The 15,849-nt window shown below is 59.1% G+C and carries 15 protein-coding genes; 7 read left to right on the plus strand and 8 right to left on the minus strand.

All coding sequences use genetic code 11. The features are described 5' to 3' along the window. Positions 1 to 200: 200 nt before the first annotated feature. Positions 201 to 1,061 carry a glycerophosphodiester phosphodiesterase family protein gene (locus RRF55_RS22020; protein WP_064277212.1) on the minus strand — a complete coding sequence of 287 codons (861 nt, stop codon included), beginning with the start codon at positions 1,059 to 1,061 and terminating at the stop codon, positions 201 to 203. A gap of 159 nt (positions 1,062 to 1,220) precedes the next feature. On the opposite strand from RRF55_RS22020, the gene dinB reads away from it, so the two are divergent. Next, positions 1,221 to 2,276, plus strand: coding sequence for a DNA polymerase IV (gene dinB / locus RRF55_RS22025; protein WP_002889726.1), 1,056 nt, complete (start codon positions 1,221 to 1,223; stop codon positions 2,274 to 2,276). A 2-nt stretch (positions 2,277 to 2,278) separates the two neighbouring features. After that, positions 2,279 to 2,731, plus strand: a complete 453-nt coding sequence (locus RRF55_RS22030) for a GNAT family N-acetyltransferase (protein WP_032445589.1) — start codon at positions 2,279 to 2,281, stop codon at positions 2,729 to 2,731. A 42-nt stretch (positions 2,732 to 2,773) separates the two neighbouring features. Here RRF55_RS22030 and pepD read toward each other — a convergent pair whose 3' ends face one another. Further along, entirely contained in the window at positions 2,774 to 4,231 is a 1,458-nt protein-coding gene (gene pepD / locus RRF55_RS22035) for a cytosol nonspecific dipeptidase (protein ID WP_016530034.1), read from the minus strand. Between the two features lie 257 nt (positions 4,232 to 4,488). On the opposite strand from pepD, the gene gpt reads away from it, so the two are divergent. The 3 genes from gpt (at position 4,489) to crl (ending at position 6,753) form a co-directional block, all read left to right on the plus strand. Beyond that, positions 4,489 to 4,947: a xanthine phosphoribosyltransferase gene (gene gpt / locus RRF55_RS22040; protein ID WP_002889733.1), complete on the plus strand. Its 459-nt coding sequence runs from the start codon at positions 4,489 to 4,491 to the stop codon at positions 4,945 to 4,947. A 105-nt stretch (positions 4,948 to 5,052) separates the two neighbouring features. After that, positions 5,053 to 6,297 carry an esterase FrsA gene (frsA, locus tag RRF55_RS22045; protein ID WP_002889742.1) on the plus strand — a complete coding sequence of 415 codons (1,245 nt, stop codon included), beginning with the start codon at positions 5,053 to 5,055 and terminating at the stop codon, positions 6,295 to 6,297. Between the two features lie 57 nt (positions 6,298 to 6,354). Then, on the plus strand, positions 6,355 to 6,753 hold the full coding sequence (gene crl, locus RRF55_RS22050; protein WP_004177332.1) for a sigma factor-binding protein Crl: 399 nt from the start codon (positions 6,355 to 6,357) through the stop codon (positions 6,751 to 6,753). Positions 6,754 to 6,838: 85 nt separating this feature from the next. Here the strand turns inward: crl and csiR are convergent, their stop codons facing one another. The 6 genes from csiR to glaH all read right to left on the minus strand — a co-directional run bounded on the left by csiR (position 6,839) and on the right by glaH (position 14,171). Then, entirely contained in the window at positions 6,839 to 7,531 is a 693-nt protein-coding gene (gene csiR / locus RRF55_RS22055) for a DNA-binding transcriptional regulator CsiR (protein ID WP_004177331.1), read from the minus strand. Positions 7,532 to 7,576: 45 nt separating this feature from the next. Continuing rightward, a complete protein-coding gene (gene gabP / locus RRF55_RS22060; RefSeq protein WP_002889795.1) occupies positions 7,577 to 8,977 on the minus strand; it encodes a GABA permease in 1,401 nt (466 codons plus the stop codon). A 149-nt stretch (positions 8,978 to 9,126) separates the two neighbouring features. Continuing rightward, complete coding sequence (gene gabT / locus RRF55_RS22065) at positions 9,127 to 10,410, minus strand: 4-aminobutyrate--2-oxoglutarate transaminase (RefSeq protein ID WP_087830645.1); 1,284 nt, start codon at positions 10,408 to 10,410, stop codon at positions 9,127 to 9,129. Positions 10,411 to 10,422: 12 nt separating this feature from the next. Next, positions 10,423 to 11,871: an NADP-dependent succinate-semialdehyde dehydrogenase gene (gene gabD, locus RRF55_RS22070; protein ID WP_029602785.1), complete on the minus strand. Its 1,449-nt coding sequence runs from the start codon at positions 11,869 to 11,871 to the stop codon at positions 10,423 to 10,425. Positions 11,872 to 11,897: 26 nt separating this feature from the next. Next, positions 11,898 to 13,166, minus strand: a complete 1,269-nt coding sequence (lhgO, locus tag RRF55_RS22075; protein WP_002889846.1) for an L-2-hydroxyglutarate oxidase — start codon at positions 13,164 to 13,166, stop codon at positions 11,898 to 11,900. 27 nt (positions 13,167 to 13,193) lie between these two features. Next, a complete protein-coding gene (glaH, locus tag RRF55_RS22080; RefSeq protein ID WP_002889847.1) occupies positions 13,194 to 14,171 on the minus strand; it encodes a glutarate dioxygenase GlaH in 978 nt (325 codons plus the stop codon). A 460-nt stretch (positions 14,172 to 14,631) separates the two neighbouring features. On the opposite strand from glaH, the gene RRF55_RS22085 reads away from it, so the two are divergent. Both RRF55_RS22085 and RRF55_RS22090 read left to right on the plus strand, forming a co-directional pair. After that, complete coding sequence (locus RRF55_RS22085) at positions 14,632 to 14,889, plus strand: YjhX family toxin (protein WP_002889848.1); 258 nt, start codon at positions 14,632 to 14,634, stop codon at positions 14,887 to 14,889. A gap of 57 nt (positions 14,890 to 14,946) precedes the next feature. Continuing rightward, positions 14,947 to 15,696 (plus strand): SAM-dependent methyltransferase, encoded by a 750-nt coding sequence (locus RRF55_RS22090; protein ID WP_004222810.1) that lies wholly within the window; start codon positions 14,947 to 14,949, stop codon positions 15,694 to 15,696. The last annotated feature ends 153 nt before the right edge of the window (positions 15,697 to 15,849 follow it).

Below are 15,849 nucleotides of genomic sequence, written 5' to 3' on the forward strand. Positions count from 1 at the left end.
CGGGGCTGCTGCTTCGGTTTTGTAGGCCGGGTAAGGCGCCAGCCGCCACCCGGCATAAAGCGGCTCCGTGCCCGGCGGCGCTGCGCATGCCGGGGCTGCTGCTTCGGTTTTGTAGGCCGGGTAAGGCGCCAGCCGCCACCCGGCAACAACATGCCAGCAATGTGAGGCCGCTTTCGCGGCCTTTTTAGCCGTTGACTCCCTTACTGCCAGCTTTTCGCCTGCGCCGGAGAATCCACCATCACCCCGTCGGCGCCCAGTTCTATCGCCGTGCGGTAATCTTCCGCACTGTTGATGCCGAAGAAGATAATGTGCGCTTTATCCTGCGAGCGGAAGCAATCCATTGCCTCTTTATCCCAGGTGAGCGTCGCCGGGGAGATCCCTTCGCCAAGGGTGAATTTCTCCACCACCTCGACTTTGCGCTTCAGCTCCAGGCCATACCACTGCTCACCATCGCGTTGACTCGCTGGCTGGCACTGATGACTGAGCGAAATATTGGCAAGCCTGGTGCGGGTTTCACTGCGAGTGATAAAGCGAGGGATGGCTGGCGGCAGGGCGGCGATATAGCGGTCTTCGGTGGAATAGACCCGCACGCGATCGAGGCTATCGGTGGTTTTTAACACTTCAAGCAGGCGCTGGCCCATCACGGTCGGATCGGCATCCGGAGATTTGATATCGATATAGAAAAAAGTGTGCGGCCATTGCTGTAAAACGCTTTGCAAGGTCGGAATGGTGGCCTGCTTACCGCGCCACGGGTGGCTGTCACCCCCCCATTTCCAGCCGGCGTCGACTTTCGCCAGCTCGGCGGCGGTCAAACTGGAAACTTTGCCCTCGCTATTGGTCAATGCGGAAAGATCGCTTGACCGGTAGAGCACCGGTACGCCGTCGCGGCTTAACTGCACCGTGACCCAGATGGCTTCGGCGTTATTCTCCAGCGCCAGCTTAATGGCCGGCAGGGTATTTTCCGGCGCATCGCCGGTGCCGCCGCGGTGGGCTATCAGCTGTGGAGCGGCCCAGGCGCCGGTGGTGGCCAGCAGGCAAAGCGCGGTAAGTATTTTCTTCATGATTACATCTTCCTGATTTATCTTTTAACTCAATGAAAATAAACATAATTTATTGCAGTATTATGTTTTAACCGCTTTTTTAGCCAATGAAATAAAAAAAGCATAAAATTCGCATCTGATTTTGCTATGCTGTATGGGTATACAGTGTTGAGTCTGACGATGCGTAAAATTATCCATGTCGATATGGACTGTTTCTTTGCGGCGGTGGAGATGCGCGACAACCCAGCGTTGCGCGATATTCCCCTCGCGATAGGCGGCAGTCGGGTACAACGTGGCGTGATTAGTACCGCGAACTATCCTGCGCGTAAGTTTGGCGTGCGCAGCGCCATGCCGACGGCGACGGCGCTCAAGCTGTGCCCGCACCTCACGCTGCTTCCTGGCCGCTTTGATGCCTACAAAGAAGCCTCGAACCATATCCGCGAAATTTTCTCCCGCTATACCTCGCGCATTGAGCCGCTGTCGCTGGATGAAGCCTATCTTGACGTCAGCGACAGCGAGCATTGTCACGGGTCAGCCACCCTGATAGCCCAGGAGATCCGCCAGACCATCGAACGGGAGCTGCGCCTCACCGCCTCGGCGGGGGTGGCGCCGGTGAAGTTTCTCGCTAAAATCGCTTCAGATATGAATAAACCCAACGGCCAGTTCGTTATCGCCCCCCATCAGGTGGCAGAGTTTGTGCGGGCGCTGCCGCTGGCGAAAATACCCGGCGTCGGGAAGGTATCGGCAGCGAAGCTGGAAAATATGGGCCTGCGAACCTGTGGCGATGTGCAAAACAGCGATCTGGCCATGCTGCTTAAGCGCTTCGGTAAATTCGGGCGTATTCTGTGGGAGCGCAGCCACGGGATTGATGAGCGGGAAATTCATAACGATCGGCAGCGTAAATCGGTGGGCGTGGAGCGCACCTTAGCGGAAGATATCCATGAATGGCCGGAGTGCGAAGCGATTATCGAAAACCTCTATCCCGAGCTGGAGAGGCGACTGGCGAAGGTCAAACCTGACCTGCTGATCGCCCGTCAGGGCATTAAACTGAAATTCAATGATTTCCAGCTGACCACCCAGGAGCACGTCTGGCCGCGGCTGAACAAAGAGGATCTGATCGCCACCGCGCACAAAGCCTGGGATGAGCGCCGCGGCGGACGGGGCGTGCGACTGGTTGGGCTCCACGTGACGTTGCTCGATCCGCAGCTGGAAAGGCAGCTTTTATTAGGGATTTAGCCATGCATATTCGTGCTTACCGCGACAGCGATTTGCCACTGCTCTGCCAGATCTTTCTGCGCGCGGTGCGGGAAACCGCCAGTCGGGACTATACCCCGGGGCAGATCGCGGCCTGGGCGCAGGTGGATGAGACGCGCTGGCGACAAAAGCTGGCCGACTCAATCGGCCTGGTGGCCGTGGTCAACAGCCAGCCGGTTGGCTTTATCACCGCCATCGGGACGCATATCGATTTGCTGTTCGTCTCGCCGGATCGTGCCCGCCAGGGTATCGGCGGCGCGCTTATCGAGGCGCTCTGCACTCAGTATCCAGCGCAAATCCTGACGGTGGACGCCAGCATTACCGCAAAGCCCTGTTTTACGGCTCATGGTTTTAAGGTGGTGGCTGAGCAGCGGGTGGCGGCGCGCGGGGAGTGGTTTATTAATTACCGGATGGAAAAACGCGTGGCGCTAAGGTGATGCGGGGTAAAACCGGCGGCGGGCCGCCGCCGGTTGTGGGGCTTATTTAGCCGGAATGGCTTTCAGCAGCTCGGTCAGCAGCGTCCAGTACTGACCGACGCTCTCGATATGGACCTGCTCATCCGGGGAGTGCGGACCGGTAATGGTTGGCCCGATGGAGACCATGTCCATCTCCGGATACGGTTTTTTGAACAGACCGCATTCCAGACCGGCGTGAATGATCTGGATGTTCGGCGTCTTGTTGAACAGACGCTGGTAAGTCTCGCGCACCAGGTGCATCACCGGCGAATTGGCGTCCGGTTGCCAGCCAGGGTAAGCGCCTTTGGCTTCGGTTTTCGCCCCCGCCAGCTTACCCAGAGAATCCAGCATGCTGACCACGTAGTCTTTGCCGCTGTCGATCAGCGAGCGGATCAGGCAGTGGATCTGTACGTTGTCATCGGTCATGGTGACGACGCCGACGTTCAGCGAAGTTTCCACTACGCCTTTCGCCACGTCAGAGTTGCGGATAACCCCGTTCGGCGTGGCGTTCAGCAGACGGATGAAAGTGTCGCGGGAAGCCTGAGTCAGCGCCGCTTTGTCGTTATCGACCGCTTCCAGGAGCACCACCAGGTTCTTCTCTTTGGCCTCCAGCTCGTTTTTCAGCAGCGCCTGGTAAGTATTCACCAGCGCTTTCAGCGCATCGGCTTTATCCGCGGCGACGGCGACAGTAGCGTAAGCTTCACGCGGGATGGCGTTGCGCAACGTGCCGCCGTTGAAATCGACCAGACGCAGATCCAGCTCATCGGCGTGGCCGGCGAGGAAGCGCGACAGCAGCTTGTTGGCATTACCCAGACCAAGGTGGATATCACCGCCGGAGTGGCCGCCTTTCAGCCCTTTTAAGGTGACTTTAAAGCTCTGGAACCCGGCGGGAATCGCTTCGCGGGTCAGCGCCAGGTTAGAGGTGAAATCGATCCCGCCGGCGCAACCCATATAGATTTCGCCTTCTTCTTCGGAGTCGGTGTTGATCAGGATATCGGCCTGTAGCCAGTTGGCCTGCAGACCGAACGCGCCGTCCATGCCGGCTTCTTCGGTCATGGTCAGCAGCACTTCCAGCGGGCCGTGAGCGACGCTATCGTCGGCCAGTACCGCCAGTGCGGACGCCATTCCGATACCGTTGTCCGCGCCCAGCGTGGTGCCGCGCGCTTTCACCCATTCGCCGTCAATGTACGGCTGGATCGGATCTTTAACGAAGTCGTGGACGGTGTCGTTATTTTTCTGCGGCACCATATCGAGGTGCGCCTGCAGCGCTACCGGCTTACGGTTTTCCATACCGGCAGTCGCGCCTTTACGAATCAGAATGTTGCCAACCTGGTCGCGTTCCGCATGTAAGCCTTTTTCTTTTGCCCAACCCATAATGTGCTCGGCGAGCTGTTCTTCGTGATAGGACGGGTGCGGGATGGAGCAAATCTTGGCAAAAATATCCCAAAGCGGCTGCGGGGATAGTTGAGACAGTTCAGACACGGTAAGTCTCCTTACAGACTCCTGCATACAGCGGTTGCAGGACGAGGGTTAGCGTTAAAATACACAACAAGCCCGGGCTTGCGCGATGGGGTTGAGAATACCACTTTCCACCGCCGCAGGTAGTGTAAACAACGCAAAAAGCGTTGCGCAAACCGCTTAGCACTGGTTTTTAGTGCGTCAGATCTCTATAATCTCGCGCAACCATTTTCCCCCTCGAACATTATTTAAGCCGTATTACACAGGCTGGGACACTTCACATGAGCGAAAAATACGTCGTCACCTGGGACATGTTGCAGATTCACGCCCGCAAACTGGCCAGCCGTCTGCTGCCGGTTGAGCAATGGAAAGGCATTATTGCCGTTAGCCGCGGTGGACTGGTACCGGGAGCCTTACTGGCGCGTGAACTGGGCATTCGTCATGTTGATACCGTATGCATCTCCAGCTACGACCATGATAACCAGCGCGAGCTGAAAGTGCTGAAACGTGCGGAAGGCGATGGCGAAGGCTTTATCGTCATCGACGATCTGGTGGATACCGGCGGTACCGCCGTGGCGATCCGCGAAATGTATCCCAAAGCGCACTTTGTCACCATTTTCGCCAAGCCGGCAGGCCGCCCGCTGGTGGACGATTACGTTGTGGATATTCCGCAGGATACCTGGATTGAACAGCCGTGGGATATGGGCGTGGTGTTTGTACCGCCTATCGCAGGTCGTTAATTCTTCAGGACAGTGCTATTTACCACGCCCGGCTTGCCGGGCGTGGTTTTTTTTATCCTTTAGCAGGTTACAATATCCGGAGTGGCACTACGACGGAGACTGCACATGTCACAGGCTAACCTCAGCGAAACGCTGTTTAAACCTCGCTTCAAACATCCCGAAACTTCTACGCTGGTGCGTCGGTTTTCTGCCGGAAAACCCCAGGCGATGCAGTCGGCGCTGAGCGGCAATCACGTCGATCACTGGTACCGTCTGATCAACCGTTTGATGTGGATCTGGCGCGGCGTAACTCCGCAGGAGATCCTCGATGTGCAAGCGCGCATTGTGATGAGCGAGGCCGAACGAACCGATCCTGAGCTGTTCGATACCGTCATCGGCTATCGCGGCGGCAACTGGATCTTCGAGTGGGCGAAAGAAGCCATGCAGTGGCAGCAAAAGGCCGGGCAGGAAGCCGATCCTTTGCTGAGCGGCCGCCACTGGCTGCATGCCTCGAACCTGTATAGCATTGCCGCTTATCCGCATATTAAAGGCGATGAGCTGGCGGAACAGGCGCAGGCTTTAGCCAACCGGGCGTATGAAGAAGCCGCCCAGCGGCTGCCGGGCTCGCTGCGCGAGCTGGAGTTCACCATCCCTGGCGGCTCGCCGATAACCGGGTTTTTGCATATGCCGAAAGGCGAGGGGCCGTTTCCGACGGTGCTGATGTGCGGGGGGCTGGACTCGCTGCAGACCGATTATTACAACCTGTATGAGAACTACTTCTCACCGCTCGGCATTGCCATGCTGACCATTGATATGCCCTCCATCGGCTTCTCGTCAAAATGGACGCTAAATCAGGACACCAGCCTGCTGCATCAGCACGCGCTGCGCCATCTGGAAAATGTGCCGTGGATTGACCATACCCGGGTCGCCGCTTTCGGCTTCCGCTTTGGCGCCAATATCGCGGTGCGTCTGGGCTATCTGGAGCCGCAGCGGCTGAAGGCTGTAGCCTGTCTGGGCCCGGTCGTTCATGGTCTGCTGGTGGATCCCCTGCATCAGGGGCGCGTGCCGGAGATGTATCTTGACGTGCTGGCTTCGCGGCTGGGCATGCATGACGCCTCCGATGAAGCGCTACGCGTGGAGCTCAACCGCTATTCGTTAAAAACCCAGGGACTGCTGGGGCGCCGTTGCCCGACGCCGATGCTCTCCGGCTTCTGGAAGGACGATCCGTTCAGCCCCGAAGAGGAGTCGCGGTTAATCACCTCGTCATCTGCCGATGGCAAACTGCTGGAGATCCCGTTTAACCCGGTGTATCGCAATTTTGATCACGCATTGCGACAGATCGCCCGCTGGATCAATCATAGATTTGGTTAATTTATTGCTAAATTCTATTGGTTTGGTAAAACAGTTGCATCACTAAAGGAGATCGCAATGACGTTACCGAGTGGACACCTGAAAAGTAAGTTGATCAAGAAATTCACGGCGCTGGGGCCTTACATTCGCGAAGAGCAGTGCCATGATAACCGTTTCTTTTTCGATTGCCTGGCAGTTTGCGTCAATGTTAAGCCCGCACCGGAGAAGCGTGAATTCTGGGGCTGGTGGATGGAAATGGAAGCACAAGAGTCACGTTTCACCTATAGCTACCAGTTTGGCCTGTTCAATAAGGAAGGATCATGGCAGGCGGTCGACATTGGCGACCCGGAAGTGAGCGACAGGCTGGAAAAAACGCTGCGCGAGTTTCACGAGCGCGCGGCAGCGCTGCTGACCACCTTTAATCTGAAGCTGGAACCGGCCGACGATTTCAGCGAGCCGGTTCGCCTGCGGGCCTGATTGATCTACGGATACGATTTCTCCACGCCCGTGCGGCGTGGAGATGCGTGCCGCCATACCCGTAATTTCCACCCCTCCATCTGACTCACCCTGCCTGCGGCGACAGCTTGCCAGCCATCGCCTGTTGAATAATCGGGATCGGAGTCAGTAAGTGCTCACGCATCAGCGCGCTGGCCTGTTCGGCGTCGCGCGCCAGAATAGCGTCCACCAGGGTCTGATGCTGGACATGCTTATCTTCCAGCATCTCCACCGACAGCACGGTGGTGCGCAGCCAGATGAAGCGGTAGCGCGCCGCCAGATCGAACAGCCGTTCGCGCATCTGCAGCAGATACTGCGAACCGCAGCCGGCGACGATGGCGGTGTGAAACGCCTGATGGCGCTGGTCCCATTCATCGAGTAGGTGCTCACTCGCTTCGCACGACTCCAGCTTGTTGAGCAGATGGGTGCGGGCCAGCAGCTCGGCTTCCCACTCGTCGCCGCCGCGTTCAATGGCGAGACGCACCAGCATGGCCTCCATGTTGGCGCGCGCGTCGAAGATATCGAGAAGCTCCTGTTCCGACATGGGCGCCACCCGATAGCCTTTCTGATTGACCACCGTTACCAGCCGCTCGGCCACCAGTTGCGAAAGCGCCTCGCGCAGCGGACCGACCCCCAGGCCATAGCGCGACGTCAGCAGGCTCATCCGCAGCTTCTCATCGGGGTGGTAAACCCCGCGGATGATGTCGTTTTTTAACCAACGGTATCCGTCAATGGCCGTCGCCTGGGGAATGGCGGTCATGTTCTTACTCCTGAATACTCTTCCCGGCGGGCGCCGGGAACAGGGTTAACGCGTATTTTGCAGCGGCAGTTTTTGCCACAATACCAGCTTTTTCCAGCGTGACATAATCGGTACCGTACAAATAATTCCCAGAGCTAACAGGCCGGTAGAGATCACCTCCAGCTGCTGCGCCGGACGAAACAGCATCACCACCAGCACGAAGGTGATAAAGGCGATCACCAGCCAGGTCAGGTATGGATAGAGCCACATTCTGAGACGGATCTCACCGCCTTGCGCCTGAAGGATTTTGCGCATCCGCAGTTGTGAAACGGCGATCACCAGATAGACCAGCAGGGCGATGGCGCCAGAGCTGTCGATGAGAAATTTAAACACCTTGGCGGGGGCATAGTAGTTCACCACTACGGTGAGGAACGCCGCGCCGGTGGAGAGCAGCACCGCCACGTATGGCGTTTTGCTGCGGTTGGTCCGGCCCATAATGGCCGGCGCATCGCCGCGACGGCTCAGGGAGTAGAGCATCCGCGAGGCGGTATACAGCGCCGAGTTCAGACAGCTGGTGACCGACAGGAGGATCACGCCGTCCATAATCAGCTTGGCATAGGGAATATGCAGCAGCTCGAGCACCGAGCGGTAGGAGCCGATGCTCTTCAGCCCCGGCATATTCCATGGGATGAGGGCGACGACGATAAAGATCGAGCACAGATAAAAAATAGAGATACGCCAGATCACCGAGTTGGTGGCGCGCACGATATGTTTATCCGGGGTATCCGATTCGGCGGCGGCGATGGTGACGATCTCCGCGCCCATAAACGAGAACATGGTGATCAGCATCGCGCTCAGCACCGCGCCGAAGCCGTTAGGCATAAAGCCGCCGTGATCCCACAGCCGCGAAATGCCGCTCACTTCGGCATAGGGGTAAAAGCCGGTAATGGCGACCGCGCCCAGTACGATAAACGCCAGAATAGCGATCACTTTGCACAGCGCCAGCCAGAACTCGAATTCGCCGTAGTTCTTGACGCTCAGCAGGTTACTGCCGGTGAGGGCGAGAGTGATGACCAGGGAGAACAACCACACCGGGACGCCCGGCACCCACGAATGCAGAATAATCGCCGCGATATTGGCTTCCAGCGGAATAACCAGGACCCAGAACCACCAGTACAGCCAGCCGATGGTATACCCCGCCCAGCGGCCGATGGCTTTATCGGCGTAGGTGGAAAAGGAGCCGGTATCCGGCGTGGCGACCGCCATTTCGGCCAGCATACGCATAATCATCACCACCAGCAGCCCGGCAAACAAATAGGCCAGCAGCACCGCCGGGCCTGCCTCGGCAATGGCGACGCTGGAGCCGACAAATAAACTCGCGCCGATCACCCCGGCGATAGATAACATCGTGACGTGGCGCGACTTCAGCCCCGCCCCTAAATCCTGTGATTGCGACAGTTGCCCCATCATTTACCCTCTCGAAGTGTGTCACCTGGGAGAGCGCCCCGACGTTCCCGCGCCGGGGCACGCGTATTATTGTTGTTTTGCAGGTCTCGTCTTCATTCCCTTACGAACGTACTTCGCTTCCGCATGTGTTCTGTTCTATGCCTGTTTCTCTATGCCTGTTTCGCCTCGCTAAAGCAGTCGGCGATGATCTTGAGCCCCTGCTCGATCTGCGCCTCTTCGATGGTCAGCGGCACCAGGATGCGCAGCACGTTGTAGTACGGCCCGCAGGAGAGCAGGATCAGGCCTTTGTCGCGGGCGCGGGCGACGATATCCGCCGTCAGCCTGGCGTTCGGCCTGCTGCGGTCGCCCTCTTCAAACAGCTCAATGGCGATCATCGCCCCCAGACCGCGCACGTCGCCGATCTCCGGATGATCTTCAGCGATCGCCAGCAGGCCCTGGCGCAGGGTGTCGCCGAGCTGGTTGGCTTTTTCCAGCAGATTCTCCTGCTCGAAAATCTGTAATACCGCCAGGGCGGCGGCGCAGGCGATGGGGTTGCCGGCGTAGGTGCCGCCCAGTCCGCCGGGGGCGATGGCGTCCATCACCTCCGCGCGGCCGGTGACGCCCGCCAGCGGGAAACCGCCGGCGATGGATTTGGCGAAGGTGGTGATATCCGCCGCGACGCCCATCTGCTCCATGGCGAACAGGGTACCGGTGCGGCCCGCGCCGCTCTGGACCTCATCGGCGATGAGCATAATGCCGTGCTCGTCGCACAGGGCGCGCAGGCGCTGCATAAAGGCCGGGGAGGCGGCATAGAACCCGCCTTCACCCTGCACCGGCTCAATAATGATGGCGGCGATATCTTCCGGCGCGGCATCGTTTTTGAAGATGCGATGGATGCTGGCGATCGCCTCGTCATCACTGACGCCGTGCAGCGCGCATGGGTAGAGGGCGCGATAGACATGGCCCGGCATTAAGCCCATACCGTCGGAGTAAGGATTCACTTTGCCGGTCAGCGACAGGGTGTAATGGGTGCGGCCGTGATAGGCGCCGGTGAAGGCGATAGCGCCGCTGCGCCCGGTTGCCGCGCGGGCGATCTTCACCGCGTTCTCCACCGCTTCCGACCCGGTGGTGACCAGCAGGGTTTTCTTGGCGAAATCACCGGGCACCTTTTGATTCATCTTTTCGCACAGCGCCAGATAAGGCTCATAGGCCAGCACCTGGAAGCAGGTATGCGACAGCTTTTTCAGCTGGTCTTCGACGGCGGCGACAACCTGCGGATGCAGGTGGCCGGTATTGAGCACCGCGATACCGCCGGCAAAATCGAGATATTCCCGGCCTTCCACGTCCCACACCCGGCAGTTCTCCGCGCGTTCGGCGAAGATAGGGTGGATCTGGCCGACGCCGCGCGGGACCGCGTCGCTGCGACGCGCCATCATTGCTTTATTGCTGTTCATCCGTCGCTCCTGTTAAAGGCCAATGCACATATATTTGATTTCTAAGTAATCTTCGATGCCGTACTTCGACCCTTCGCGGCCGAGGCCGGAGGCCTTAACGCCGCCGAACGGCGCGACTTCGGTGGAGATAATGCCGGTATTGATGCCGATGATGCCGTACTCCAGCGCTTCGCCGACGCGGAAGACGCGGCTCAGATCGCGGGCGTAGAAATAGGCGGCGAGACCGAACTCGGTATCGTTGGCCTGGGCAATGACGTCGGCTTCATCTTTAAAGCGGAACAGCGGGGCCAGCGGGCCGAAGGTCTCCTCTTTCGCCACTTTGGCGCTGTCGGGAACGTTGACCAGGATGGTCGGCTGGAAGAAGTTGCCACCCAGGGCGTGCGGTTTGCCGCCGGTGACCACCTTCGCGCCTTTGGCGATGGCATCGGCAATGTGTTCTTCAACTTTGGCCACGGCTTTCTCGTCGATCAGCGGGCCGGTGGTGACGCCGTCCTGCAGGCCGTCGCCAATGCGCAGTTTTTCCACCGCCTGCTGCAGCTTCTCGGCGAAACGGTCATACACCCCGTCCTGGACGTACAGGCGGTTGGCGCAGACGCAGGTCTGCCCGGCGTTGCGGAACTTCGACGCCAGCGCCCCCTCGACGGCTTTATCGAGGTCGGCATCGTCAAAGACGATAAACGGCGCGTTGCCGCCCAGCTCCAGGGAGACTTTTTTGATGTCTTTCGCGCACTGCTCCATCAGCTGGCGGCCAATCTCGGTAGAGCCGGTAAAGGAGAGCTTGCGCACCAGCGGGTTGCTGGTCAGTTCGCCGCCGACCGCGCCGGCGGAGCCGGTGACCACGTTGAACACTCCGGCGGGGATCCCGGCGCGATTCGCCAGTTCGGCCAGCGCCAGCGCGGAAAACGGCGTCTGGCTGGCCGGTTTCAGGACCATGGTGCAGCCGGCGGCCAGCGCCGGGCCCGCTTTGCGGGTGATCATCGCCGCCGGGAAGTTCCACGGCGTGATGGCGGCGGTAACGCCGATGGGCTGCTTAATCACCAGCAGGCGCTTGTCGGCCTGGTGGCCCGGAATGGTGTCGCCGTAGATGCGCTTACCTTCTTCGGCGAACCACTCAATAAAGGAGGCGGCGTAGCTGATTTCGCCTTTGGCTTCCGCCAACGGTTTTCCCTGCTCGAGGGTCATCAGGCGAGCGAGATCGTCCTGATTCTCCATCATAAGATCGAACCAGCGGCGCAGAATGTTCGCCCGCTCTTTGGCGGTCAGGGCGCGCCAGGCGGGTAGGGCGCGATTGGCGGCTTCAATCGCTTCGCGGGTTTCATCGGCGCCCATTTTCGGCACGCTGCCGAGCTGCTCGCCGTTGGCCGGGTTGGTGACCGCAATCACGTCGCCGTTGGGCGCATCGCGCCACTGGCCATCGATCAGCGACTGCTGGCGAAACAGTGTCATATCGTTGAGTTGCATAATTGCTTCCTGTGTTCAGGGGGGGGTTAACGGGTAAAAGCGGCGTGTAGTGTCTCCACGCTACGTGCCGCACGCAGCGTGCGTCCGGGATTGCTCTGGCTGGCCAGCAGGCTCTGCACCTTGCTGACGATATGCGCGCCGATCGGGATAGCGGAGGTGGCCGCTGGCGATGGCGCATTGCAGGTATGTATCGAACGCGCGGTGGTAACGAAGAGAAAATCGTCGATCAGCTTGCCCTGCGGGGACACGGCCTGCGCCCGCACGCCGGCCGGCCACGGGCGTAAATCGCTCAGCGTCAGGCTCGGGCAGTATTTTTGCACCAGCCGCAGATAGCCGCTTCTGCACAGCGAATTCTTCATTTCGCCCAGTCCGGAGCGCAGGTTGTTTTGCAGTACCCGGCGGATGCCGGGCGAGGTGAGGATCTCCAGGGTATCGGCCAGCGAGATATCGCGCTTGCGGTAGCCTTCGCGCTTCAGAGCCAGCACGGCGTTGGGGCCGACGGTGACGCTGCCGTCGATCATGCGGGTCAGGTGGACGCCGAGGAACGGCATCGCCGGATCGGGGATCGGATAGATCAAATGGTTGACGATCTGGTTGTGCTGCGGCGCCAGCTGGAAATACTCGCCGCGGAACGGACAAATGATAAACCCGGGGTCGACGCCGAGCATTTTTACCAGCCGATCGGCCATCAAGCCCGAACAGGCGATCAGCGTCGAGGCCTCATATTCTCCGCCCTGGCGGGTGCGGATCACCACGCCACTGGCATGTTCTTTCAGGGCGCTGACTTCGGCGTTGTAGACGATCGTTCCGCCTTTCGCTTCGAAGTTCTTCGCCATTGCCGCCGCCACTTCGCGGTAGCTGACGATGCCGCTGGAAGGGACGAAGATCCCGCCGAGCCCGGTAATGTTCGGTTCGCGCTCGCGTAGCTCCCCGGCGCTTAGCCACTCGCGCTGCAGGCCATTGGCGGCGGTGCGATCCCACAGGGCGCGCATCCGCTCCATCTCCAGCGGTGAGGTGGCGACCAGCATTTTGCCGCAGACGTCATAGCGGATGCCGTTCTGCTCGCAAAAGGCCTTGGTGGCGCGGTTGCCGGCGAGGCAAAACTGCGCCTTGAGGCTGCCGGGCGTGTAATACACCCCGGCGTGGATCACGCCGCTGTTGTGGCCAGTCTGATGGCAGGCCGGGCCGGCCTCTTTTTCCAGCAGCGCAATGCGGGCGTCCGGGTAAATCTCAATTAACTGCATGGCGGTCGACATGCCGATGATGCCGCCGCCGATAATCACGAAATCATACATCCGCTCAATTCCTTCGCCTGAAAACCCTTATTGATGAGTCTGGTAATGATTCGTGGAATACGCAAAGTAGCCGCGCTGGCGCATCAGCTCGCGGCGCAGGTCCGGGTGCGGCGTAAAGCGGTCGCGGCCGTGCAGCCAGAACAGGTTATTAATGAGCAGAAATTTGCCCACCGGCACCGGTATGGAAAGGATGTTTTTGCTGGTCTCCAGCGCGTCGGAGAGGCGGCTCAGCCAGGTGCCTTCTTCGAAATCTTTCGGCTGGACGAACTGGTCGATATAGCGCATTACCGGGCGGCCCAGCGAATCGACGTCGAACACCGGGTGGAAAACATCCTTGCTGACGTTTTTGCTCGGCGGCGCGGCCCAGCGCATTGGGCGGCGAGCCAGCGGGTCGCGGAAAAATTCGTCGAGATGCTCCCAGTCGTCGAGATGCAGCAGCAGGGAATTGCCGCCCTGCATGTTCTGCTCGTCGATCTTCATCATTAATACGTAGTCGGTTTGCTCTTCGACGTAGGTACCGTCGTTGTGCAGCTCCATCACCCGGTGCGGCTGGCGCAGGTAGCTGTCGGAGTTATCGACATTTTTCACCACGAAGCGGGCGTAATACTGACCGCTCATGGCGTCGAAGTTGGAACGACCAATCAAGTGGGCGACGGCGGTGGCCAGCTTGACCATCTCCTCGGCCTGGCTGACGTGATCGATCCCTTCGCCGTTGATAAGCAGCGCGCCTTCCGCGCGATCGAGCAATGTTTTGATCAGCAACGGCTGCAGCTGATTGCCACACAGATCGTCGAGGATCTTGCCGACCTGGAAGCGTAAGAAAGATTTGTACTCCAGCGCCTGCACCGGCCACTGCGCGACCTGCTGCAGGAACTGCGTGGTCGTTTCGGCGGAAAAGGTGAGCTCCAGCAAGCGCGGCGACTGGGCGGAAGGGGTGAAAGAAAAGCCAGGGTATTGCTGGGCTACCGGCGCGGGTGTCGGTTTTACTGCGGTCAGGGCGTTCATCAGGATCGTTCCTCGCTGTAAGGTCAGGGTGATGTTCATTTCGTAGCCATAAATTAAAAATATCTACATTTTTATAAAATGCGTACGAAATGGCCTTTTTGTTTCCATTTTGTGATCTGACAACAATTATTTAACAATGCGGAAGGGGGATAAGGTGGTGGTGAAAGTGGCGGAACAGAGCGGGTGGCGTATAGCGCAAAATGGGGATAAGGCCGAGGGAAATCGTAATACCGGTCACAGTTTTTAATCTGCACAATATCCTTACCAGATGAAGGTGTTAATATTCAGCCGGTAAATACCTTTCAATGCTCACTGAGGCTTCGATGCTGGAGAATGTCATTATCAGATAATCAGTTTCCCGACCTGCCCAGGCCGGACTGATTATCGCTGCGCTTAAACCTTACGCACACACCTGCGGGTGTAGGCATGTTTTCGCACATGATAATGAACAGGTTTCAGTATGAATTTATCCCGTCAGGAACAACGGACCTTACACGTTCTCGCCAAAGGTGGTCGTATTGCGCACGTCCGCGATACCTCCGGCCGCATTACCGCCGTTGAATGCTACACCCGCGAAGGGCTGTTGCTGAGCGACTGCACCCTTGCGGTCTTCAAAAAGCTCAAAACCAAAAAGCTGATTAAGTCGGTGAACGGCCAGCCGTACCGGATCAACACGACCGGTTTGAATAACGTTCGCGCGCAAGCGGACAACCGCTGAAATAGCGACCCGGGCAGGGTCGCTGCCCGGGCGTATGGCTCTCAAGGAGAAAACCTCATGATCGATATCCCTCGCATTTTTACCATCAGTGAAAGCGAGCACCGTATCCATAACCCTTTTACCCCGGAAAAGTACGCCACGCTGGGACGGGCGCTGCGAATGGCGCCGGGCACCACCATTCTCGACCTCGGCAGCGGCTCCGGCGAGATGCTCTGTAGCTGGGCGCGCGATCATCAGATCGTCGGCACCGGCGTAGACATGAGCCTGCTGTTCAGTCAGCAGGCGGCCGCCCGGGCAGAGGAGCTCGGGGTAAGCGACCGGGTAACCTTTGTGCACCAGGATGCCAGCGGATATGTCGCCAGCCAGCCGTGCGATGTTGCCGCCTGCGTGGGGGCCACGTGGATCGGCGGCGGGATGGCAGGCACAATCGAGCTGCTGAAGCAGAGCCTTACGCCAGGCGGCATGTTGCTTATCGGCGAGCCATGGTGGCGCAAACGTCCGGCCACGGCAGAAGAGGCGATTGCCTGCGGCGCGCAGTCACCCGATGACTTCCTGACGCTACCGGCGCTGGTCGCCCACTTTGGCGAACTGGGCTATGACGTGGTGGAGATGGTGCTGGCCGACCAGGAGGGCTGGGATCGTTATGAAGCGGCGAAATGGCTGACAATGCGCCGCTGGCTGGAGGCCAATCCGCACGATGACTTCGCACCGGAGGTTCGCCAGCAGTTGACCACTGCGCCGCTACACCACGTCACCTGGACCCGGGAATATCTCGGCTGGGGCGTGTTTGTCCTGATGGCGCGTTAACCGGTATGTCGGTAGCGTCAGGAGGCGCCACCGACCACCTTCAGACCTTCAGTTCGTCGTAGCTGACCATGACGTGTTCTGGGGTATCACAACGTACGGCCAGGAGAGTAGGGGCACAATAGCGATGAGTCGCCTGGGGGTGGGTGAGCTGTG

Origin of the sequence: Klebsiella sp. K47 (genome assembly GCF_051858335.1) — a bacterium.
GTDB lineage: Bacteria > Pseudomonadota > Gammaproteobacteria > Enterobacterales > Enterobacteriaceae > Klebsiella > Klebsiella pneumoniae.